Here is a 21,403-nt window from a genome sequence, read left to right as displayed (position 1 = left end):
TGATCCGCCCTTTCACACGTCTGTGAAGGGGCGGACACGACCTGGGAGGCGCCGTTACTCTATCTGCCCACGGAAGCCGATCGGCCCTTCGTTGGCGTAGGTATTGGTGCCACTGAGGTTTTTCCCTCCATCGCTGGAAGTGACGCTCAACGCGACCACGTCCTGATTGTCCCGACCACCGATCACCCACTTGCCGCCCGGATGCCATGGGGCATCATTGCCACCCCACTGGTTCTCGACGTTGTATTGATTCTGACCGGTGCGCTGCGCCTTGAAGCCAATCGGGCCTTCGCCGGCGTAAGTCATGGTGCCGGTGAAGCTTTTGCCGCCATCGCTCGACTTGATCTCGATGGCGACGACTTTCTGGTTGTCCCGCCCGCCCAACACCCAGGTTCCACCCGGATGCCACGGTGCCGAACTGCCGCCCCATTGATTTGCCACTGCATATTTAGACATGAACCTCATCTCCTTGAAGTTTCGGGAGACCTGCCCGAGGTTGACGGCAGGCCGTGCAACCGTGCGTTTCCGATCGCACGCCTGAGAGCCTAGTAGGGCTTGTCGAATGGCATCCGGCCAGCAGACCAGCGGTCAAAAAGCCTGCCGCCATCCGGCGAAACGGATCACAGCTGCTAGAGTTCTCGGAGTTGCCTATTTCGCCGCTGGAGCCAGTCACGGCATGAGTGAGTCACGCCCCCAACCCTCCCTGCGCGCCCCGATCCCGACGCAAACGCGCCTGTCGTTCTGCGAAGCCACCCCGCGCGACCTCAAGCGCTGGATCGCCGGCCTGCCCAAGGCCAACATCGGCGAAACCGCTCGCCAGTTGTACCAGGGCCTGGGCGAACTCAACCAATTGCTTACCCCCAGCGACAATCGCCTGCACCTCCTGGAGCTGCTGCGCCCCGAGGTGTATTTCGTTTGCCAGCATCTGGAGCGGCACTTCCTGCATCAGGCGATCATGCTCGATGACCGTTCGCGCAAGATCAGCAATCTGTGCCAGGCGCTGCAAAGTCAGCTGGCCATCGGCTACAAGCAGATCGTTTTGCGCATTGTCCCCAAGTATCACAAGGATCGTGCGGCGCTGGTCAGTCAGGCGCTGCAACGGGCAGCGCATGCACTCAAGGGGCAACTGCTGCGCGCGACGCAGCTGTATAGCCCGCCGCCGGAGCATCTGTGGTTCGAGTTGCATCAGCTGTATCGCTGCGCTTGCGCATTGCAGTTGCATCAGCGCCGGGTGCCCGACGATCTGGCGAGCCTGAGCAGCGAACTGAGCCTGGAACAGACCTATATCGCCGCGTTGCTGCTGGGCAGCGCCCGTTGCAATCAATTGCGTCAGAACCAGATCGCCCGACTGGGCGAAGTGCTGGAACCGTGGAGCGCCCTGCTCAAGCTGCATCCCGGCAGACCGGACGATGGACTGTTCGCCATCAGCGCCGAACTGGACGCCGGTCCGCGTTACCGCAGCATGTTTCGCAAAGAACAACAGGGCGTACTGCAGGGCTTTGATCCGCAACCGCTGGTGAACGTGATCGAAGCGCATTTACTGCAGCAAGAGACGTCGACACCGCTGCCCGTCCCGACAGGACTAAGCCTCGATACCCTGCAGCATTTGCACGCGAGTTGGGGACATACCGCCGAGCGCAGCTTTCAGCGCACCATCGGTCAGGGCAGCCTGAGCGTGTGCGTGGGCATGAGCGCCCTGCACTTTTATCTGGGCGGCGAGCGCACTTTCAGCGAACTGCTGAAACATCCCGGCGCCCGCGCGGCGAACTTCAGCCGCGCCGTGGTTCAGGGCGAAAAGGACAGCTGGAGCCAGGCCTTCGACGCCGCCCCGCTGAGCGCGGCTGAGGAATTGCTGCCGTACGAGGAAATCCAGTACGAGCACTTGGGCGACGATGAAAGCAACGCCAGCAGCACTCCACACTACCCGACCTACACGTTAGCGGTGATCAACCACAGTCCCGGCGGCTATTGCCTGATGTGGCCGAGTGACGTGCCCGCCGAGTTGCAGGCCGGGGAAATGGTCGGTATTCAGGACAGCTCGAATCAGGGCTGGAGCATTGCGGTGGTGCGCTGGATTCGCCAGGTACGCGGCAGCGGGCCGCAAATGGGCATCGAGCTGGTGGCGCCACACGCCGAACCCTGTGGCTTGCAACTGGTGCGTTCGCGGGACGATCACAGCCACTATTTGCGCGGCCTGTTGCTGCCCGAGATCAGCGCCATCGACCTGCCCGCGACCTTGCTCGCCCCGCGCCTGCCGTTTCAGGAAGGCAATAAAGTGCTGATCAACACCCACGGCGAAGAACACCGCGCCGGGCTGGATCGACGGGTGGCGAGTACGCACAGTTTCAATCAGTTTGCCTATCGCTCGCTGGAAGCCGCGCAGAATGGCGGGGGCGAGGAGAATTTCGACTCGTTGTGGAAATCGCTGTGAAGCTTTAAAGAAACTGTGGCGAGGGAGCTTGCTCCCGCTGGACTGCGCAGCAGTCCCACTCTCTTGAGTTAAAGAGCGGGGCCGCTTCGCGCCCCAGCGGGAGCAAGCTCCCTCGCCACAGGGGGCCGTTTCAGGCTCAGAGTTGCCCGTCGCGATCGCGAAAGCCCAGCAGATACAGCACGCCATCCAGCCCAAGGGTGGAAATCGCCTGCTTGGCCGACTGCTTGACCAGCGGCTTGGCGCGGAACGCTACACCCAGGCCGGCAATCGCCAGCATTGGCAGGTCATTCGCGCCATCGCCGACAGCGATGGTCTGCTCCAGACACAAGCCTTCCTTGTGCGCCAGTTCCTTCAGCAGATCTGCTTTACGCTGCGCATCGACAATCGGCTCGATGGCCACGCCGGTGCACTTGCCGTCGACCACTTCCAGTTCGTTGGCGAACACGTAGTCGATGCCGAGTTTGGCCTGCAACTGTTTGGCGAAGTAAGTGAAGCCGCCGGACAGGATCGCGGTCTTGTAGCCCAGGCGCTTGAGTTCGGCGAACAGGGTTTCCGCGCCTTCGGTCAGGCGCAGCGAAGCACCGATCGAGTCCAGCACGCTGACATCCAGGCCCTTGAGCAGCGCCAGGCGCTCCTTGAAGCTGGCGCGGAAATCCAGTTCGCCGGCCATCGCGCGCTCGGTGATGGCCGAGACTTGCTCGCCGACACCGGCGGCCTTGGCCAGTTCGTCGATGACTTCGGCTTCGATCAGGGTCGAGTCCATGTCGAACACCGCCAGACGCCGGTTGCGACGGAACAGCGAATCTTCCTGGAAGGCGATGTCGACATTCAGTTCCTGAGCAACGCTGAGAAATTCGGCACGCAGGGCCTGCGAATCAGCCGCTTCGCCACGCACGGAGAACTCGATGCAGCCCTTGCCCTTGTCGGCCGGCGTGTCCAGTGGCATGCGACCCGACAAACGGTCGATATGATCGATATTCAGACCATATTTGGCAGTGATCGAACTGACAGCCTGCAACTGACCGGCGGTCACTTTGCGGGTCAACAGGGTGACGATGTGGCGTTTTTTGCCCTGATTGCCCACCCACTGCTGGTAATCCTCTTCGGACACCGGGGTGAAGCGCACCTGCTGCTCAAGCTCGTAGCCCTTGAACAGAATGTCCTTGAGCACGGCTTTGCCTTGCTCGGAGTCGGGAATTTCAACCAGGATGCCGAACGACAGGGTGTCGTGGATCACCGCCTGACCGATGTCGAGAATGTTCACACCACCCTGGGCCAGAACGCCGGTAATGGCCGCAGTCAGACCCGGACGGTCGACTCCCGTGATGTTAATCAGGACGATTTCGCGCAACGCGCACCCCCGCAACTGGAAAAAAACCGCATTCTACCCACTTTCAGTGACCATCGGGCACCGCGAGCGCTTTGCCGGTCTAGGGCCTGTCGCTATACTGCGCGTCAACTTCACGGACAAAAGAGCCGAGCTCAGTGAACCGGCCCACGCCAGTTAAAACCGATAACTTCTTCCTGCTGATCTTCCGTGCACTGCGCCACCGCCGTGTGCCGATTGCATTGCGCATTGCCAGCCATAACGTGATCCTGGTCGCTCTGGCCCTGGTGATCTATGCCGGGGTGATGGGCTTGCAGTTCAAGCAGGCCATGCACGAGCAGGCCGATGCGCTGGGCGAAAGCCTGACCACGCAGACCGCCACCTCTGCCACTGAACTGTTGGTGTCCAACGACATCCTCAGCCTCAACGTGCTGCTCAACAACCTGACCAAGAACAAGCTGGTGGCACACGCCGCTATCTATAGCGTGGACAACCGCATCCTCGCCGAATCCGGTCAGCGCCCCAAGCACAGCCTGCTGGGCGAAGCCGAGGGCATGTACGAGAGCAAGATCACCTTCCAGGACGTGACTGCCGGGCAACTGCGCATCAGCCTGGACATGGATCAGTTCCAGCAGCCGATGACCATCAGCCTGCAAAGCATGGGTATTCTCAGCGCGATTCTGCTGGCCCTGTCGCTGGCCCTGAGCCTGCGCATGGGTCGCTACCTGTCGACGCCGCTGCTGCAATTGCGCGTCTGGCTGCGCAACATCGACGAATACACCCCGGCCACCGACCGTCAGGACGAGATCGGTGATCTGGCGCGTCAGCTGCACGCCAACTTCGCTCCGGAACCTGCGCCAAAACCCGAGCCCGAGCCGGAACCCGAGTTCGAGGAAGAGGATGAGCCAGAGTTTGAGGTACGCAATCTGCGTGACCCGAGCTTTGACGAAACCCGCCCGATGGCCGCGCAAAAGCCTGCGCCGCGCCACGTGGTCAGCACCGTTGAAGACGATGATGACGACGAAGACCCGTTTGCCGATCTGCGCGACGAGTCGCTGACCGAAGCCGCTCCAGCGGCCCCGCGTCAGGCGACCCCGAGCGTGCCGCAACACAGCGCGGTGCTGGCGATCCAGTTGGGTTCGCAAGAGCAATTGCGGCGCCTGCCGCGTGCCCGTCTGGAAGAGTTGCTGGAGCGCTATCGCGACTGCCTCGACCAGGCCGCTTCGCTGTATCAGGGCGAAATCGAAACCCTGAACGATGGCAGCACACTGATGCTGTTCCACACCGAAGACAGCGGTGATGACTACCTGACCAACGCCATCTGCTGCGGCGAGTTGCTGCGGGCGCTGGGTCATCAGTTGCAGATCGAAGTCGCCGACAGCGGCATCACCCTGCAATTGCAACTGGGCCTGACCCTGGGCGATGACCTGTTCGGTCTGAGCCAGATCGACCTGCTGCTGACCGATTCGGCTCAGGATGCCCTGGCCCTGTCGCAACACAGCCGCAACCTGCTGCTGGTCGAGCGCAAGATCGGTGATGATGCGCTGATTCGCCAGCGTGCGCGGATCCGCCCGATCGCCAGCCCTGAGGGGGCCTGCTGTGTCGAGCGGTTGATGGAGCCTTATCCGTCGATGCTGGAGCGGCAACTGGCGCGGATGCATGAGCGCCGGGCGTAAGCCTTAGGCCAGATGCACAGAAGCCCGCAGACGAGTGATTGTCTGCGGGCTTTTTTGTTGCCTGTACCGGCCCTTTCGCGAGCAAGCTCGCTCCCACAGTGGACGGTTGCTGCCACAGACCTTGTGAACACCTACAAGACCTGTGGGAGCGAGCTTGCTCGCGAAGAGGCCCGCACTGACGGCAAAGATTTCCAGCCCCCAGACACGACAAAGCCCGCACAAGGCGGGCTTTGGGTTTGACTCGATTCAGCCTTAGAAGCGGAACACTTCCATATCGGTGCGAATCGGCGAAGCCATCGGAATCTTCGGTTGCTTATCGGCATCCGCCGCCGGCGCTGCCGGTTTTGGCGCCGCTTTACGCGGAGCTTCGGCCACTGGTGGCTGGTTGGCCAATGGCTTGAGCGCCACCGACAACTGCTCGGCCAGACGCTGCAGCAGAATGCCCTGCGCCTGAACCTGCGAAGCCGTAGTCCCGGCGTGCAGCTCTTGCAGATGAACGATGCGGTTATCGCGCACCTGACCACGACGGTCGATCAGACGCCATTGGGCATCGAGGATCGCCGGTTGCTTCTCACCGGAGTCCAGACGCGTGATGGTCAGCAATACCTGCACATCCGGGGTAAAGCCCAACGTGGCCGGTGCCAGCACCACACGCTGGCTGTCAAGATGACCGGCCACCTGACGCATCAGCAATTGATCGATATCCGACGAAAGGCTGCCGGCCCAGCGACCGTCGGTCGAGGCTTGCAGGCTGCCGTCCGGCTGACGTTGCAGCAGGGTTTCACGTTGCAGGTAGTCGGCCACGACTACCGGACCCAACAAAACCGCCATGCCTGCGCTTTGCGCAGGCTGAACCGGACTTCCACTGTCCAGTTGATACAGCGACACCGGCTGGTGAACGCTGCAGCCCGCCAGGCCCAAAACGCCAGCGAGCAGGAAAATAAGGGGGCGCAGAGCAGTCATCATCCCGTCCAGGTGGCCGCCACAAGGCTGACCACAGTGAAAATACTCAATAAATATGAAGAACGCTCGGCCACGCCGGCGTTTGGAAAGGCCATATCATCCGTGAATATGCGTTCCGACTCCAGCGCCAAAGCGTCGATCTACGCGTTAAATCGCAGATCGAGCTCTCTAGGATGGCGTTCTCGCCTAATTGAGGTTTTCGACGAGCAGCGCATCTACTCGCTGGAAGCCACGTGGCAGCTTATTGCCACGACGTCCGCGCTCACCCTTGTAGTGTTCGAGGTCGTCGGCCTTCAGCGACAGAGTCCGCTTGCCGGCCTGCAGCACCAAGGTGGCGCCTTCCGGAAGCACGGCGATGTCCGTGACATATTCTTCGCGACTGGCCACGCGCTCACCGGAAATCCCGATGATCTTGTTACCTTTGCCCTTGCCCAGTTGTGGCAGATCGCTGATTTTGAAAATCAGCAGGCGCCCCTCGGTCGTGACCGAGGCCAGCCAGTTCTGTTCACGATCGGCGACCGGACGCGGCGCGATGACTTTGGCGTTGTTCGGCAGGCTCAACAAAGCTTTACCAGCCTTGTTCTTGGCTTGCAGGTCTTCGCCTTTGACCACGAAACCGTAACCGGCGTCAGAGGCGATCACGTACAGCGCATCGTCTTCCGGCATCAGCACGCATTCGAAGGTCGCGCCCGGTGGCGGGGTCAGGCGGCCGGTCAACGGCTCGCCCTGGCCCCGGGCCGATGGCAAGGTGTGTGCGGCCACCGAGTAACTGCGGCCGGTGGAGTCGATAAACACCGCAAACTGGTTGGAACGTCCCGCCGCCGAGGTCTTGAAGCCGTCGCCAGCCTTGTACGACAGACCGGTGGCGTCGATGTCATGCCCCTTGGCCGAGCGAATCCAGCCTTTTTCCGACAGGACAACGGTGACTTTCTCGTTCGGCAGCAGATCGTGCTCGGTCAGCGCTTTGGCTTCAGCGCGCTCGACGATTGGCGAACGACGGTCATCGCCGTAAGTTTCCGCGTCTTTCAGCAGCTCGGTGCGCACCAGCTTCTTCAGCTTGGCTTCGCTGCCCAGCAGGGCTTGCAGCTTGGCCTGTTCCTTGAGCAGTTCGTCCTGCTCGTCGCGCAGTTTCATCTCTTCCAGTCGCGCCAACTGCCGCAGACGGGTGTCGAGGATGTAGTCAGCCTGAATCTCGCTGAGGGCGAAACGCTCGATCAGTTTGGCTTTCGGGTGTTCCTCGGTGCGGATGATGTGGATCACTTCATCCAGGTTGAGGTAGGCGATCAACAAACCGTCCAACAGGTGCAGACGACGTTCGACCTTGTCGAGGCGGAATTGCAGGCGGCGACGCACAGTCAGCACGCGGAACTCCAGCCATTCGACCAGCAATGCCCGCAGGTTTTTCAGCTGCGGTTTGCCGTCCAGACCGATGATGTTGACGTTGACCCGGTAGGTCGACTCCAGCTCGGTGCTGGCGAACAGGTGCTGCATCAGCGCTTCGTGATCGACGCGGCTGTTGACCGGAATGATCACGATACGGCACGGGTTTTCGTGGTCGGATTCGTCACGCAGGTCGGCGATCTGCGGCGCTTTCGACGGTTTGGCCTGCATCAGCGCGGCGATCTGCTCCAGCACTTTCGCCCCGGAGACCTGGTGCGGCAGCGCGGTGACGATGATGTCGCCGTCCTCGACGTGGTACACGGCGCGCATGCGCACCGAGCCCTTGCCGGTTTCGTACATTTTCAGCAGGTCGGCGCGCGGGGTGATGATTTCCGCTTCGGTCGGATAGTCCGGGCCTTGAATGTGCTCGCAGAGCTGTTCGACCGTGGCCTTCGGCTCATCGAGCAGACGCACGCAAGCGGTGGCGACTTCGCGCAGGTTGTGCGGCGGTACATCGGTGGCCATACCGACAGCGATGCCGGTGGTGCCGTTGAGCAGGATGTTCGGCAAACGTGCCGGCAGAACCAAAGGTTCCTGCAGGGTGCCGTCGAAGTTCGGCCCCCAGTCAGCGGTGCCCTGGCCCAGTTCGCTGAGCAGCACTTCGGAATAACGCGACAGACGGGCTTCGGTGTAACGCATGGCCGCGAAGGACTTCGGATCGTCCGGCGCACCCCAGTTGCCCTGGCCGTCGACCAGCGTGTAGCGATAGCTGAACGGCTGGGCCATCAGCACCATCGCTTCGTAGCACGCCGAATCGCCGTGCGGGTGGAACTTGCCGAGCACGTCACCGACGGTACGCGCCGATTTCTTGTGCTTGGAATCGGCGTCCAGCCCCAGTTCGCTCATGGCGTAGACAATACGCCGCTGTACCGGTTTCAGGCCGTCGCCGATATGCGGCAGAGCACGGTCCATGATCACGTACATGGAGTAGTTGAGGTAGGCATTTTCGGTGAAGTCAGCCAGCGAGCGGCGTTCTACACCGTCCAGGCTGAGATCAAGGGAGTCGCTCATGCGGGCCTCATCGGTTCGTTGTCTGGCGCAGCAGCATGGTGCCACCGCGCTGGGTAAATTCAAGTTTGTTCAGGGCGCTCATGCCGAGCAGCACCTGATCGCCATGCAGCCCCGGCGCGACCAGTGCGCGGACATCCCGCAGCACGATGTCGCCCAGTTGCAGGCGGTCGATTTTTGTACGATAGCCCTGGCTCAGGCCGTTGGCCGTGCTCAGGGTCACACCGAAACCCTCTTCCAGTTTCAAACGCTTGGCCAGATCCGCCGGGATCGCCACATCGGTCGCGCCGGTGTCGAGCATGAACTCCACCGGTTCCCCGTTGATCTGGCCGCTGGCGACAAAATGCCCTTGGGCGTTGCCGGCCAGTTGCACTTCGATCACCCCGTCATGCTGCTCGGACGTGACCACGACGTTCGGATTCTGCTGCCGTTCTTCCCACTGGCCGAAAAACCGCGTAGCCAGAAACAGCCCCGCGCACCAGGCCAGAATCATCAACACCCGACCGGCGCGCTTGCCCGGCGGTTGCTGACTCACGGCTTGGCGCTCCAGCCACCTTCAGGCGCGGCGAAGCGCCAGACGATCGGCCGAACCTCACCGTCGGCCCGCGGGCCGAAATTATTGTCGACGCCGACCCACGCCCCCTCCGCATCAACGATCAGCGCCTCTTCCAACCCGAAGTTTTGCGAGTAACGGCGGTTGGCCTGCAACAGTTCAGCGGCGTACGACCAGCAGCGCTCGACCTTGGCAGTCTGCGCGTCGCGCCGACAAATCTGGAAGGCGTTGCGTTCAAGGGTAAACAATTTGCCGTTGAACAACGAAAGGTCGGAAAAGTCGCGGTCGACCGCTTTGGCGTGCGGGAACTGCGGCGGCTGCATCTCCTTGCCGCCCTCGCTGAGCAGCACGCAACGACCGTCGCAATCCCACACTGTCTGCTGACGCTTGATCAGCAGCAAGCCGCGGTTTTGCCGTTCGCCGGCCAGCCACATCTGATCGCCCGCCGGGTTGATCGCCAGACCTTCGAAGATCGCATTGAAATGCAGGAGCATGCCACTGGCCCGCGCTTCGCGAACCATCATCGGCGAAATCTTCAGCCAGTTGACCGGGCCGCTGACGGGCACCTGCAAGACCGCCGCGTGCCCCTCGCTGACGATGTAGCGATTGCCAGTGCTGTCGCAACTGATGCCTTCGAAATCCAGGTCGCCACCGCGCACGAACGACGCGGCCCAATTGCGCGAGCGCAACCCCCACGGCAAACCGGTCTCCGGCACTGGCGGCACGTCGATATGCAAGGCTTCGGCCTGCCAGACCTGATCGGCGGTATTGAGCCGGTAGATCTGATCATCATCACGGTCCGACACCGCCCACAACTCGCTGCCACACATGGCCAGCCCCGACAGGTTGCCGCCGCGCATGCCGTCGACCGGGTGTTCGGAGAGCACACGCAGCTCCTGCAGCGGTTCGGCCGACACGCTCATCGCACTCAGCAGCAAGGCACCCGCCAAGGCCCAGCCAAACCGCATCAGGCCAGCACCTCGGCGAGGTTGCCCTTGGATTCGAGCCAGGTCTTGCGGTCACCGGCGCGTTTCTTCGCCAGCAGCATGTCCATCATTTCCGAGGTTTCGGCGAAATCGTCGCCCAGCGTCAACTGCACCAGACGCCGGGTGTTCGGGTCCATGGTGGTTTCACGCAGTTGCGGCGGGTTCATTTCACCCAGACCTTTGAATCGGGTGACCTGCGGTTTGCCGCGTTTCTTCTCGGCCACCAGACGGTCGAGAATCCCGTCGCGCTCGGCTTCGTCGAGGGCGTAGTAGATCTCTTTGCCGAGGTCGATGCGGTACAGCGGCGGCATCGCCACGTAGACGTGACCGGCATCCACCAGCGGGCGGAAGTGCTGGACGAACAACGCGCACAGCAGCGTGGCGATGTGCAGACCGTCGGAGTCGGCGTCGGCGAGGATGCAGATTTTGCCGTAGCGCAGCTGGCTCATGTCTGCGGCGCCCGGATCGACCCCGATCGCTACGGCGATGTTGTGCACTTCCTGGCTGGCGAGCACTTCGCTGCCGTCGACTTCCCAGGTGTTGAGGATCTTGCCGCGCAACGGCAGGATCGCCTGGAATTCCTTGTCCCGCGCTTGCTTGGCGGAACCACCGGCGGAATCACCTTCGACCAGGAACAGCTCGGAACGCATCGGGTCCTGACCCGCGCAGTCAGCCAGTTTGCCCGGCAGCGCCGGCCCCTGGGTGACGCGCTTACGCTCGACCTTTTTGCTCGCCTTGAGGCGGCGACCGGCGTTGTTGATCGCCAGTTCGGCCAGCGCCAGACCGGTTTCCGGGTTGGCGTTGAGCCACAGACTGAACGCGTCCTTGACCACACCGGAGACAAACGCCGCCGCTTCACGGGACGACAGGCGCTCTTTGGTCTGGCCGGAGAATTGCGGTTCCTGCATCTTCATCGACAGCACGAAAGCGATGCGCTCCCAGACGTCTTCCGGCGCCAGCTTCACGCCGCGCGGCAGCAGGCTGCGGAATTCGCAGAACTCGCGCATCGCATCGAGCAGGCCCTGACGCAGACCGTTGACGTGGGTACCGCCCTGCGCCGTCGGGATCAGGTTGACGTAGCTTTCCTGCACCGCATCGCCACCTTCCGGCAGCCACAACAGCGCCCAATCGACCGCTTCCTTGTTACCGGCCAGGCTGCCGCAGAACGGCTCGTCCGGCAGGCGTTCGAATTCGCTGACCGCGTCCACCAGGTAGGAGCGCAGACCGTCTTCGTAATGCCACTCGACTTTCTCGCCGGTGCCTTTGTCTTCGAAGCTGACCAGCAGCCCCGGGCACAGCACAGCCTTGGCCTTGAGCACGTGCTTGAGGCGGCTGATGGAGAATTTCGGTGAATCGAAGTATTTCGGATCCGGCGCGAAGTACACGCTGGTCCCGGTGTTGCGCTTGCCGACGGTGCCGACGATTTCCAGTTCGGTGGCTTTGAAGCCATCGGCGAAGGTCATCTGGTATTCGTTGCCGTCACGTTTTACCCGTACCCGGACTTCGGTCGACAAGGCGTTGACCACGGAAATACCCACCCCGTGCAGACCGCCGGAGAACTGGTAGTTCTTGTTGGAAAACTTGCCGCCCGCATGCAGCTTGGTGAGGATCAGCTCGACCCCCGACACACCCTCTTCCGGGTGGATGTCGACCGGCATGCCGCGACCGTCGTCGCTGACTTCCAGCGAGTGATCGGCGTGCAGAATGACCTGCACCGATTTGGCGTGGCCGGCCAGGGCTTCGTCGACACTGTTGTCGATGACTTCCTGGGCGAGGTGGTTCGGCCGACTGGTGTCGGTGTACATGCCGGGGCGTTTACGCACCGGGTCGAGGCCCGAGAGGACTTCGATGGCGTCGGCGTTATAAGAGCTAGCGCTGGGAGTGGCCATAGGGTCTCGTCGTCAGTGATTCAATGAAAAAGGGGCAAGACTTCACAGTGCGGTGAAATCGATTGCCTGATACAAATCGGCGCCAATGCCGGCAAAACTCAGCAACGCCGGCAACTGCCCGGCAAAACCCTGGAAACCATGGTCGCCGCCGGCCTGAATGCGCAGAGCACAGGCCCGGTAATACTGCTGGGCGAGGCGATAATCCAGTGTTTCATCGCCGGTCTGCAACCACACCTGATAACGCTGTGCATCCACGGGCGCCGGCACTTCCAGCTCGGCCAGGGCCGTCACATGGTCGCGGGTCAATTCCCAGGTCTCATCGGTATACAGGTTTTTCTGCGTGCCCAGGTATCCGTCGAACATCCGGTGCGGGCTGACCGCCGGGTTGACCAGCAGGGCTTTCAAGCCGTGGCGCTCAGCCAGGTGAGTCGCATAGTAGCCGCCGAGCGAGCTTCCCACCAGCAACGGCCGGCCCAGCTCGGCAATCGCCTGCTGCAACTGACCGATGGCTTCTCGCGGGTGGTGATGCAGCGCCGGGACACGCAATTGGTCGCTCAAACCCAGCCGCTCCATTACCTCGACCAGCTGACAGGCCTTTTTCGAAGCCGGGGCGCTGTTGAAACCGTGGATATAGAGGATCGAACCGGACATTTGAGCTCCCTGGGTGTCGGCGAAAGATAGCGGAGTTTACAGGGAGAAAGCCCCTCACCCTAGCCCTCTCCCGGAGGGAGAGGGGACTGAATGGGGGATATTCAAGAGCTACACCGACTTGAGCGAGTTTCAGCGAATCCATAATCGACACATTCTTTCAGGTCGATGGATAACGCCAGACACCTCGGTCAGCTCCCTCTCCCTCCGGGAGAGGGCTGGGGTGAGGGGCTCTTGATCGAAATCAGTAGCCTTCGGAGCCGTAATCGACGGTGAATTCGAAGTCGGTAACGCGCTCGACGCCGGTTTCCAGCCGTCCATCCGGCAACAGCCGCAACCAGCGATATCCCGGCGCCTGCTCGCCCACCTTGAAGTCTTCACTCCCCGGTTCGAACTGAATGCAGGTCGAAGGCGAGGCCATCAGCCGAACGCCGTTGCGCTCGCGGTCGAATTCCTGATGCACATGCCCCCACAGCACTGCGCGGGCCTGCGGAAAACGATCCAGCACCGCGAAAAACGCTTCCGGGTTACGCAAGCCGATCGGCTCCGCCCACGCGCAACCGATCGGCACCGGATGATGGTGGAAACACACCAGATGATGGCGCTGCGGGGCTTCGCTCAGCGAACGTGCGAGCAACTGCAACTGATCGTCCTGCAGATAACCCGGCACAGAACCCGGCACCGCCGAATCGAGCAAGGTCACCCGCCAGTTACCGATGTCCACCACCGATTCCAGCAACGCGCTTTGCTCCGCGGCCTCGGCCATGATTCGCGGCTCATCGTGATTGCCGGGAATCCAGCGCGCCGGCGCACTGATCTGCCGCGTCAGGTCACGAAACTGTCGATACGACTCGAGGGTGCCGTCCTGGGAAATATCCCCCGTGGCCAGCAGCAGATCAATCTGTGGCTGCTGACCCAGCGCCAGCTCGATGACTTTTTGCAGGCTTTCGCGGGTATTCATGCCCAGCAGTGTGCCGTCCGCCTCGGCGAACAGATGACTGTCGGATAACTGCACCAGCAACGCCGGATCGGCGGTGGTCAATGTGGATACGCTCGGCAAGGCGTTCTCCCAGGGCAAAAGCACGGAATCGGTTGAATGGCGCAATTATGCTGGGGGATGACACAAAGAGGAAACCGACGAACCGGACGCAGTTCACAACTAGCGTACGACTTCGTACTCATGCCCCAGGGCCAGACAATGGCTCAGCCATTCCCCCAGGAACAGATTGAGCTGGGCCTTTTCATCCGGCTGATGCATCGCGGCGTTCGGGTAAGGATAGATGCCGCGAAAGCGTCGTGCATGTTCAGCGCTGATGACCTCGGCCATGCGCGCGTCGTGGTAGACCTGCACTTCCAGCTGCGGCACCGGCAGCCACGGCAGACTGTGTTCCTGACGCACCTGCAAGGTGGTGGTGTACGGACAGGTCTGCAGCACTTCGAGGGCCAGCACGCCGAGCATCTGCTCGCCCTGGGTCACGGCGATGCGCCGCGCCTCGGGTTCGTTGCGCATGTCCGGCACCAGTCGCATCAGGCGCGCGTAGTTGGCCTCGCAGGCAGCTTGCAGCCCCGCGAGGTCGACTCGATAACGATCGCGCAGCTTGTTTACGACCATAACCCCCTCACTTCGGCGCGGTTCAGCGCCAGCCATTGCAAGGCGATGATGCTCGCCGCGTTGGCAATGCGTCCGTCACGGACGGCCTGCAAGGCATCTTCGAACGCCCAGACCGTGACGCGGATATCTTCTGCTTCTTCCTCCAGCCCATGCAGGCCGCCCACGCCGTCGGTGCTGCAGTGCCCCAGGTACAAATGCACGAATTCATTGCTGCCGCCCGGCGACGGAAAATACTTGGTCATCGGCCACAAGGACTTGATGTCCAGTCCAGCTTCCTCCTGCGCCTCGCGGTGAGCAACTTCTTCCGGCACTTCAGCCTTGTCGATCAGACCGGCGACCAGTTCGACCAGCCACGGGTTGTCGGTCTTGCCCATGGCGCCGACGCGAAACTGCTCGAGCAGCACCACTTCATCGCGCTGCGGATCGTAGGGCAGCAGGCACACGGCATCGTGACGCACGAAGACTTCGCGGTTGATCTCGCGGCTCATGCCGCCGGCGAACAGCTCATGGCGCAGGTGCAAACGGTCGAGCTTGTAGAAGCCCTCGTAGCAGCGCTCGCGCTTTACAACATCGACGGTGGCCGGAGTGGCGTTGGCAAAATCAGTCATGAGCATCCTCTCTACTGCAAATCCGATTCGAGGTTGCTTTGGGTGACTGGCAACCTCGACTTCGCGCCATCCTAACGCGCCCGCGATGATTGATGCAGCCCCTTTACCGTCAGCGGGATGGACGGTGGAGGCGAAACCCACTCTAATTAGCTTAGTGGCGAACTGACTGCCTCGACGAGAGTCGAAGCGGATAACTTTTTGCCTTCCTCTGTTTCACAAAGGACGCCCATGTCGCTCTTCAAAATTGCCTCCGTGGCCGCCATCGCCCTGACTCTTGGCGCATGCTCGAGCCTGTTCCAGCCCAGCTACCGCACGCCGCTGGAAACCACCCGCGATGCGTCGGAAACCCTGAAACCCGGCTGTTCCGGCCCGGACTGCCCACTGGTAAACATCGATACCCTGCGTTTCCCGGCTGAGCCGGCACTGGATGGCATCATTGAAAAGCGTCTGCTGCAAATGACCCGCAGCGAGCCAAATGCGCCGGTGGCACCAACGCTGGCCGCCTATCGTGATCAGTTCCTGCGCACCGCCGACCCACACTACGGCAGCTATTTGCAGGCCAAGGTACGTGAGCAGCATGACGGCTTGGTGATCATCGAGTTGTCGAGCTACCTCGACACCGGTGGCGCTCATGACACACCGGGGCGCGGCTTCATCAACTATTCGCGTCAGCAGCACAAAGTGCTGAGCCTGTCGGACATGTTGCTGCCGGGTCAGGAAGAAATGTTCTGGAAAGCCGCACAGGTGGTGCACAACAGCTGGCTGATCAACACCAGGCTCGATCAGGAACCGGAGTTCGTGAAGAATTGGCCATTCGTGAAAACCCCGAACGTGGCCCTGACAACCGGCGGCGTGGTGCTCAAGTACAACGTGAGCACCATCGCGCCTTACGCGCTGGGCCTGATCGAAATGACGATCCCTTACGCGCGCCTGAACGGCATTCTCAAACCCGAGCTGTTTCCGGGCCGTAGCTGAAGGCTCGGCCGAGCACCAGCTGTAGCAGCCCTGCCAGCACCAGCGCCGGCAGGGTCGCGCCGACATCCGGATACAGATTCGCCAGCAAGTGGTAGGTGCTGATACCGCCCAGCCACGCCAACAGCGCCGGCCAGCGCAACGCGGCCGCAGCGACCTGGCCCCGGCGCTTGCGCAGGATGAAGTGATCGACCAGTACCACGCCGAACAGCGGCGCGAACACCGAGCCGATCAGCAGCAGGAAGTTCTGGTACTGCGCCAGTGGCGCCAGCAGCGCGATCAGGGTGCAGAGCACGCCGATGGCCAAGGCCAGATGCTCGACTTTCAAGCGCAACAGAATCCCGCTCGACACCGCCGCCGAGTGAATGTCGGCGAAGGCGTTTTCCGACTCGTCCAACAGAATCAGCAACAGCGGAATCCCCAGGCCAGCACCGGCCAAAGCCAACAGTAACGCGTTGACTTCACCGCTCGGCGCGAACGCCAGGGTGTAGGCCACGCCGAGGCTCATCAACCAGAAATTGCCGATGAAGAAACCGATGGCGGTGCCGCCAAATACGTTCTTCGCGCGCTTGCCGAAACGCGAGTAATCGGCGATCAGCGGCAGCCACGACAGCGGCATCGCGATAGCAATGTCGAAGCCCACGGCGAAGGGCATCGAACCGTCCCCGGTACGCGCCCAAAGCGCAGCCAGATCGGCCTTGGCGAACAGGTTCCAGGTCAGCCAGATGCAGGCCGCGAGGATCAGCCATATGCCCCATTTACGCAGGATCTTGCGCACGAACGTCAGCGGCCCGCTGACGGCGAGCAGGGTCGCCAGCGCACCAAAGCACAAGGTCCAGAGCATCGGGCTGGCCCACAGCGAACCTTCGCTGAACGCACGGGTGCCGAGCAGGCTGGCGGCGTCACGCATGACGATGATTTCGAACGAGCCCCAACCGATCAGTTGCAGCAGGTTGAGCAGCGCCGGCAGGCCCGCGCCTTTGCTGCCGAGGCTGAGTTTCAGCGCGGCCATCGACGACAGGCCGGTGTCGCTGCCGATCACCCCGACTGCTGCCAGCAATAGCACGCCGACCAGGGTGCCGAGGAAGATCGCCAGCAGTGAACCGGACAGGCCGAGACCGGGCGCCAGCAAGGCACCGGTCTGCAACACCATCAGGCCGATGCCGAGGGAAAACCACAGGGAAAACAGATCGCGACCGCCGAATACCCGCTTGTCGGCGGGTACGGCGAGGTCGGGGGAATAAGTGCTGGGTTGAATGCTCAAGGGTGTTATCTCGGAGGAGTATTTTTGTCATTGAGATCCTTGGCGCCTGTTCTGACGCCTTCGCGAGCAAGCCCGCTCCCACACTGGATCTCCCGTGAACACAAGTTTTGTGAACAACTGGATTCAGAATGTGGGAGCGGGCTTGCTCGCGAAGAGGCCAGCACAGACACCGCAGACTTCAGGTCAGATCAAACCTTCTTGTACAGCTGACTGCCTTCCTTCTTGAACCGCTCGGCCTGTTCCGCGAGGCCTTGGGCGACATCCACGTCGACCGCGTCGATCCGCTGGTTGGCCGCGTACTCGCGGACTTCCTGAGTGATCTTCATCGAGCAGAATTTCGGCCCGCACATCGAACAGAAGTGCGCGACCTTGGCCGAGTCCTTCGGCAGGGTTTCATCGTGATACGAACGGGCAGTGTCCGGGTCGAGACCGAGGTTGAACTGGTCTTCCCAACGGAATTCGAAACGCGCCTTGCTCAAGGCGTTGTCACGAATCTGCGCGCCCGGATGGCCCTTGGCAAGGTCGGCGGCATGGGCGGCGATCTTGTAGGTGATGATCCCGGTTTTCACGTCATCCTTGTTCGGCAGGCCGAGGTGTTCCTTCGGCGTCACGTAGCAGAGCATCGCGCAACCGAACCAGCCGATCATCGCCGCACCGATACCCGAGGTGATGTGGTCGTAACCCGGAGCGATGTCGGTGGTCAGCGGGCCGAGGGTGTAGAACGGCGCCTCGTCGCAGCACTCCAGCTGCTTGTCCATGTTCTCTTTGATCAACTGCATCGGCACATGGCCCGGGCCTTCGATCATGCACTGCACGTCGTGTTTCCAGGCGATCTTGGTCAACTCGCCGAGGGTCTCCAGTTCGCCGAATTGCGCTTCGTCGTTGGCGTCGGCAATCGAGCCCGGACGCAGGCCATCGCCCAGCGAGAAGCTGACGTCGTAGGCCTTCATGATTTCGCAGATTTCGTCGAAGTGGGTGTAGAGGAAGTTCTCTTTGTGGTGCGCCAGGCACCACTTGGCCATGATCGAACCACCACGGGAAACGATGCCGGTCACACGCTTGGCGGTCAGCGGCACGTAGCGCAACAGCACGCCGGCGTGGATGGTGAAGTAGTCGACGCCCTGCTCGGCCTGTTCGATCAGCGTGTCGCGGAACAGCTCCCAGGTCAGGTCTTCAGCCACTCCGTTGACCTTCTCCAGCGCTTGATAGATCGGCACGGTACCGATCGGCACCGGCGAGTTGCGGATGATCCACTCGCGGGTTTCGTGGATGTGTTTGCCGGTGGACAGGTCCATCACGGTGTCCGACCCCCAGCGAATGCCCCAGGTCAGTTTCGCCACTTCTTCTTCGATGGACGAACCCAGCGCGCTGTTGCCGATGTTGCCGTTGATCTTCACCAGGAAGTTACGGCCGATGATCATCGGCTCCAGCTCGACGTGGTTGATGTTGGCCGGAATGATCGCGCGGCCACGGGCGATTTCTTCACGGACGAATTCAGCGGTGATTTCTTTCGGGATGCTCGCACCGAAGCTGTGACCGGCGTGTTGCTGAGTCAACAGGCCCGCGGCGCGGGCCTCTTGCAGCTTCATGTTTTCGCGGATGGCGACGTATTCCATCTCGGCGGTGATGATGCCTTTGCGCGCGTAGTGCATCTGGCTGACGTTGGCCCCGGCCTTGGCCCGGCGCGGGTTGTTGACGTGAGCGAAACGCAGTTTGGTCAGCTCCGGGTCAGCGAGGCGTTCCTGACCGAAGTTCGAACTCAAGCCTGGCAGACGCTCGGTGTCACCACGGTCGTCGATCCACGCCGAACGCACGTCGCCCAGACCTTTGCGCACATCGATCACCACGTTCGGATCGGTGTACGGACCCGAGGTGTCATACACGGTGACCGGCGCATTGATTTCGCCGCCGAAGTCAGTCGGGGTCACATCCAGGGTGATTTCGCGCATCGGCACGCGGATGTCCGGGCGCGAGCCCTGAACGTAGACTTTCTGCGAACGAGTGAAGGGTTGAACGGACTGTTCATCGACCTTGGCCGAGTCACTCAGGTTGATCGCGTTTTTTGATTTTGTCGTCATCACGGGCTCTCCAGACAGCATCCAGCAGTGGATTGTCGGAGCAGAACCTGAAAGGCACGGACGCACCAGGACTGGTGCTGTGCATCGTCGTCGAGCGTTCGATTGTCGAACAATTTCCCGGACGAAGCACAAGAGGACTCGCCGGGTGACGAGAAATCTTGTTCCCTACGCAGGCGCTAACCTGATCAGGTTCAACGGGATCCGAAATTATTCGATCTCAGCCTCATAGCAAGGCACCCCGACAAGAACCCGGCCAGTCTAGACACAACCGGCAAAGAACGCCAACACCGCAGCAAACACCTTGATGAATGGCGTAATTAGCGGGACTTGCAGGATTGTTGCCGCACGTTTGCACAACTACACTCGCTGTGCCTTGCGCGCCTTGACGCTGCCGGGGCCGCGCCGTAGCCTTGGCGCGCACATTATTTTCATAATATTTTTTGCTAGGGATCGCCTCATGCTGCGCAAACTTTCACTGGCTCTTGCCGTGTCTTGTGCGTCCAACGCAATGGCCTGGGCAGCAGAAGCGCCCTTGTCGACCAAGACCGATCTGGTCAGCGTCTATCAGGAAGCGGTCGACAACAACGCCGATCTGGCCGCCGCCCGCGCCCAGTACGGTGCACAGAAAGAAGTGGTGCCACAGGCCCGCGCAGGGTTGCTTCCCAACTTGTCTGGTGGCGCCGAAGTGGCGGACGTGCGCACCTCGATCGACCAGCCTTCGGCCATTGCCAATCGCAGCGCGCATTCCTATCAGGCGACCCTGGCCCAGCCATTGTTCCGCGCTGATCGCTGGTTCCAGTACCAGGCCGCCAAGGACGTCAACGAACAGGCCGCCCTGCAACTCTCGGCCACCGAGCAGAACCTGATTCTGCAATCGGCCGAAAGCTACTTCAACGTGCTGCGCAGTCAGGACAACCTGGCTTCGACCAAGGCTGAAGAAGCCGCGTTCAAGCGTCAGCTCGATCAGTCCAACGAGCGCTTCGACGTCGGCCTGTCGGACAAGACCGACGTACTGCAATCGCAAGCCAGCTACGACACCGCGCGCGCCAACCGGATCGTTGCGCAGCGTCAGGTGGATGATGCGTTCGAAGCGCTGATCACTCTGACCAACCGCCAGTACAACTCGATTCAGGGCATCGTTCACACGCTGCCGATCCTGCCGCCGACGCCAAACGACGCCAAGGCCTGGGTCGACACCGCAGGCAAACAGAACCTCAATCTGCTGGCGAGCAACTTTGCGGTCAGCTCCGCCGAACAGACCCTCAAACAGCGCAAGGCCGGTCACCTGCCGACCCTCGATGCCGTGGCCATATACGAAAAGGGTGACAACGACGCCCTCGGCTTCGCCAACCCGAACGCCTTCGGTACTCCGTACGGTGGCAATGTCGAGCAAAGCACCCTGGCCCTGCAACTGAACATTCCGATCTACAGCGGCGGGCTGACCAGCTCGCAAGTGCGCCAGTCCTATGCGCAGCTGGATCAGAGTGAGCAACAGCGCGAATCCCTGCGCCGGCAAGTGGTGGAAAACACCCGCAACCTGCATCGCGCGGTGAACACGGATGTCGAGCAGGTGCAGGCGCGCCGCCAGTCGATCATCTCCAACCAGAGTGCGGTGGAAGCCACGGAAATCGGTTATCAGGTGGGTACGCGCAACATCGTCGACGTGCTCGATGCGCAGCGTCAGCTGTACACCTCGGTGCGCAACTACAACAACACCCGCTACGACTACATCCTCGACAACCTGCGTTTGAAGCAGGCAGCGGGAACGTTGAATCCGGGTGACTTGCAGGACCTGGCGCGCTATCTGAAGCCCGACTACAACCCGGACAAGGACTTCCTCCCGCCGGATCTGGCCAAGGCAGCCGAAGCACAGCTCAAGGCGCGCCCGTAAACAGCAAACAAGATACCTGTGGCGAGGGAGCTTGCTCCCGCTCGGCTGCGCAGCAGT

Annotated in this window: 17 protein-coding genes and 1 riboswitch; of the genes, 4 read left to right on the top strand and 13 right to left on the bottom strand. The window is 61.6% G+C overall.

Annotation, left to right across the window (positions count from 1 at the left end; genetic code table 11):
• Nucleotides 1–54: 54 nt before the first annotated feature.
• On the bottom strand, nt 55–456 hold the full coding sequence (locus ACVHNU_RS27655) for a lectin OAA family protein (protein ID WP_103485522.1): 402 nt from the start codon (nt 454–456) through the stop codon (nt 55–57).
• 220 nt (nt 457–676) lie between these two features.
• Between ACVHNU_RS27655 and ACVHNU_RS27650 the strand changes: the two genes are divergently transcribed.
• Nucleotides 677–2,431, top strand: coding sequence for a molecular chaperone (locus tag ACVHNU_RS27650; protein ID WP_473018677.1), 1,755 nt, complete (start codon nt 677–679; stop codon nt 2,429–2,431).
• Nucleotides 2,432–2,567: 136 nt separating this feature from the next.
• Here the strand turns inward: ACVHNU_RS27650 and serB are convergent, their stop codons facing one another.
• The gene (gene serB / locus ACVHNU_RS27645; protein ID WP_400497650.1) at nt 2,568–3,782 is read right to left on the bottom strand and encodes a phosphoserine phosphatase SerB; all 1,215 of its coding nucleotides are present in this window, start codon (nt 3,780–3,782) and stop codon (nt 2,568–2,570) included.
• 134 nt (nt 3,783–3,916) lie between these two features.
• Between serB and ACVHNU_RS27640 the strand changes: the two genes are divergently transcribed.
• Nucleotides 3,917–5,434: an AhpA/YtjB family protein gene (locus ACVHNU_RS27640; protein WP_003221078.1), complete on the top strand. Its 1,518-nt coding sequence runs from the start codon at nt 3,917–3,919 to the stop codon at nt 5,432–5,434.
• Nucleotides 5,435–5,686: 252 nt separating this feature from the next.
• On the opposite strand, the gene ACVHNU_RS27635 is transcribed toward ACVHNU_RS27640, so the two are convergent.
• The 9 genes from ACVHNU_RS27635 to ACVHNU_RS27595 form a co-directional block, all read right to left on the bottom strand.
• On the bottom strand, nt 5,687–6,397 hold the full coding sequence (locus ACVHNU_RS27635; RefSeq protein WP_003221076.1) for a PqiC family protein: 711 nt from the start codon (nt 6,395–6,397) through the stop codon (nt 5,687–5,689).
• Nucleotides 6,398–6,583: 186 nt separating this feature from the next.
• The gene (gene parC, locus ACVHNU_RS27630; protein WP_003221074.1) at nt 6,584–8,848 is read right to left on the bottom strand and encodes a DNA topoisomerase IV subunit A; all 2,265 of its coding nucleotides are present in this window, start codon (nt 8,846–8,848) and stop codon (nt 6,584–6,586) included.
• A gap of 7 nt (nt 8,849–8,855) precedes the next feature.
• The gene (locus tag ACVHNU_RS27625) at nt 8,856–9,380 is read right to left on the bottom strand and encodes a retropepsin-like aspartic protease family protein (protein ID WP_103485526.1); all 525 of its coding nucleotides are present in this window, start codon (nt 9,378–9,380) and stop codon (nt 8,856–8,858) included.
• A complete protein-coding gene (locus tag ACVHNU_RS27620; RefSeq protein ID WP_145596081.1) occupies nt 9,377–10,366 on the bottom strand; it encodes an esterase-like activity of phytase family protein in 990 nt (329 codons plus the stop codon). Before ACVHNU_RS27620 ends, ACVHNU_RS27625 begins: the two co-directional genes overlap by 4 nt.
• A complete protein-coding gene (gene parE / locus ACVHNU_RS27615) occupies nt 10,366–12,273 on the bottom strand; it encodes a DNA topoisomerase IV subunit B (RefSeq protein WP_003221068.1) in 1,908 nt (635 codons plus the stop codon). Before parE ends, ACVHNU_RS27620 begins: the two co-directional genes overlap by 1 nt.
• Before the next feature lie 42 nt (nt 12,274–12,315).
• On the bottom strand, nt 12,316–12,924 hold the full coding sequence (locus ACVHNU_RS27610) for a YqiA/YcfP family alpha/beta fold hydrolase (protein WP_003221066.1): 609 nt from the start codon (nt 12,922–12,924) through the stop codon (nt 12,316–12,318).
• A 241-nt stretch (nt 12,925–13,165) separates the two neighbouring features.
• A complete protein-coding gene (gene cpdA / locus ACVHNU_RS27605) occupies nt 13,166–13,981 on the bottom strand; it encodes a 3',5'-cyclic-AMP phosphodiesterase (RefSeq protein ID WP_473018676.1) in 816 nt (271 codons plus the stop codon).
• Between the two features lie 99 nt (nt 13,982–14,080).
• Nucleotides 14,081–14,533, bottom strand: a complete 453-nt coding sequence (locus ACVHNU_RS27600) for a DUF1249 domain-containing protein (protein WP_003221062.1) — start codon at nt 14,531–14,533, stop codon at nt 14,081–14,083.
• The gene (locus ACVHNU_RS27595; RefSeq protein WP_103485530.1) at nt 14,524–15,141 is read right to left on the bottom strand and encodes an NUDIX domain-containing protein; all 618 of its coding nucleotides are present in this window, start codon (nt 15,139–15,141) and stop codon (nt 14,524–14,526) included. Before ACVHNU_RS27595 ends, ACVHNU_RS27600 begins: the two co-directional genes overlap by 10 nt.
• A gap of 228 nt (nt 15,142–15,369) precedes the next feature.
• Between ACVHNU_RS27595 and ACVHNU_RS27590 the strand changes: the two genes are divergently transcribed.
• The gene (locus ACVHNU_RS27590; protein WP_003221058.1) at nt 15,370–16,116 is read left to right on the top strand and encodes an RsiV family protein; all 747 of its coding nucleotides are present in this window, start codon (nt 15,370–15,372) and stop codon (nt 16,114–16,116) included.
• Here the strand turns inward: ACVHNU_RS27590 and cytX are convergent.
• Both cytX and thiC read right to left on the bottom strand, forming a co-directional pair.
• Complete coding sequence (gene cytX / locus ACVHNU_RS27585; protein ID WP_103485531.1) at nt 16,085–17,377, bottom strand: putative hydroxymethylpyrimidine transporter CytX; 1,293 nt, start codon at nt 17,375–17,377, stop codon at nt 16,085–16,087. The two genes, ACVHNU_RS27590 and cytX, sit on opposite strands and share 32 nt — an antisense overlap.
• Before the next feature lie 188 nt (nt 17,378–17,565).
• The gene (thiC, locus tag ACVHNU_RS27580) at nt 17,566–19,455 is read right to left on the bottom strand and encodes a phosphomethylpyrimidine synthase ThiC (RefSeq protein ID WP_003221055.1); all 1,890 of its coding nucleotides are present in this window, start codon (nt 19,453–19,455) and stop codon (nt 17,566–17,568) included.
• Nucleotides 19,456–19,600: 145 nt separating this feature from the next.
• A riboswitch (TPP riboswitch) is annotated at nt 19,601–19,706 on the bottom strand.
• Between the two features lie 206 nt (nt 19,707–19,912).
• On the opposite strand from thiC, the gene ACVHNU_RS27575 reads away from it, so the two are divergent.
• Nucleotides 19,913–21,346 (top strand): TolC family outer membrane protein, encoded by a 1,434-nt coding sequence (locus ACVHNU_RS27575; protein ID WP_473018675.1) that lies wholly within the window; start codon nt 19,913–19,915, stop codon nt 21,344–21,346.
• Nucleotides 21,347–21,403: the final 57 nt, after the last annotated feature.

The sequence above is a fragment of the Pseudomonas sp. Ors-4-3C genome, from assembly GCF_055755035.1.
This window is presented reverse-complemented; position numbering and strand designations above follow the sequence as displayed.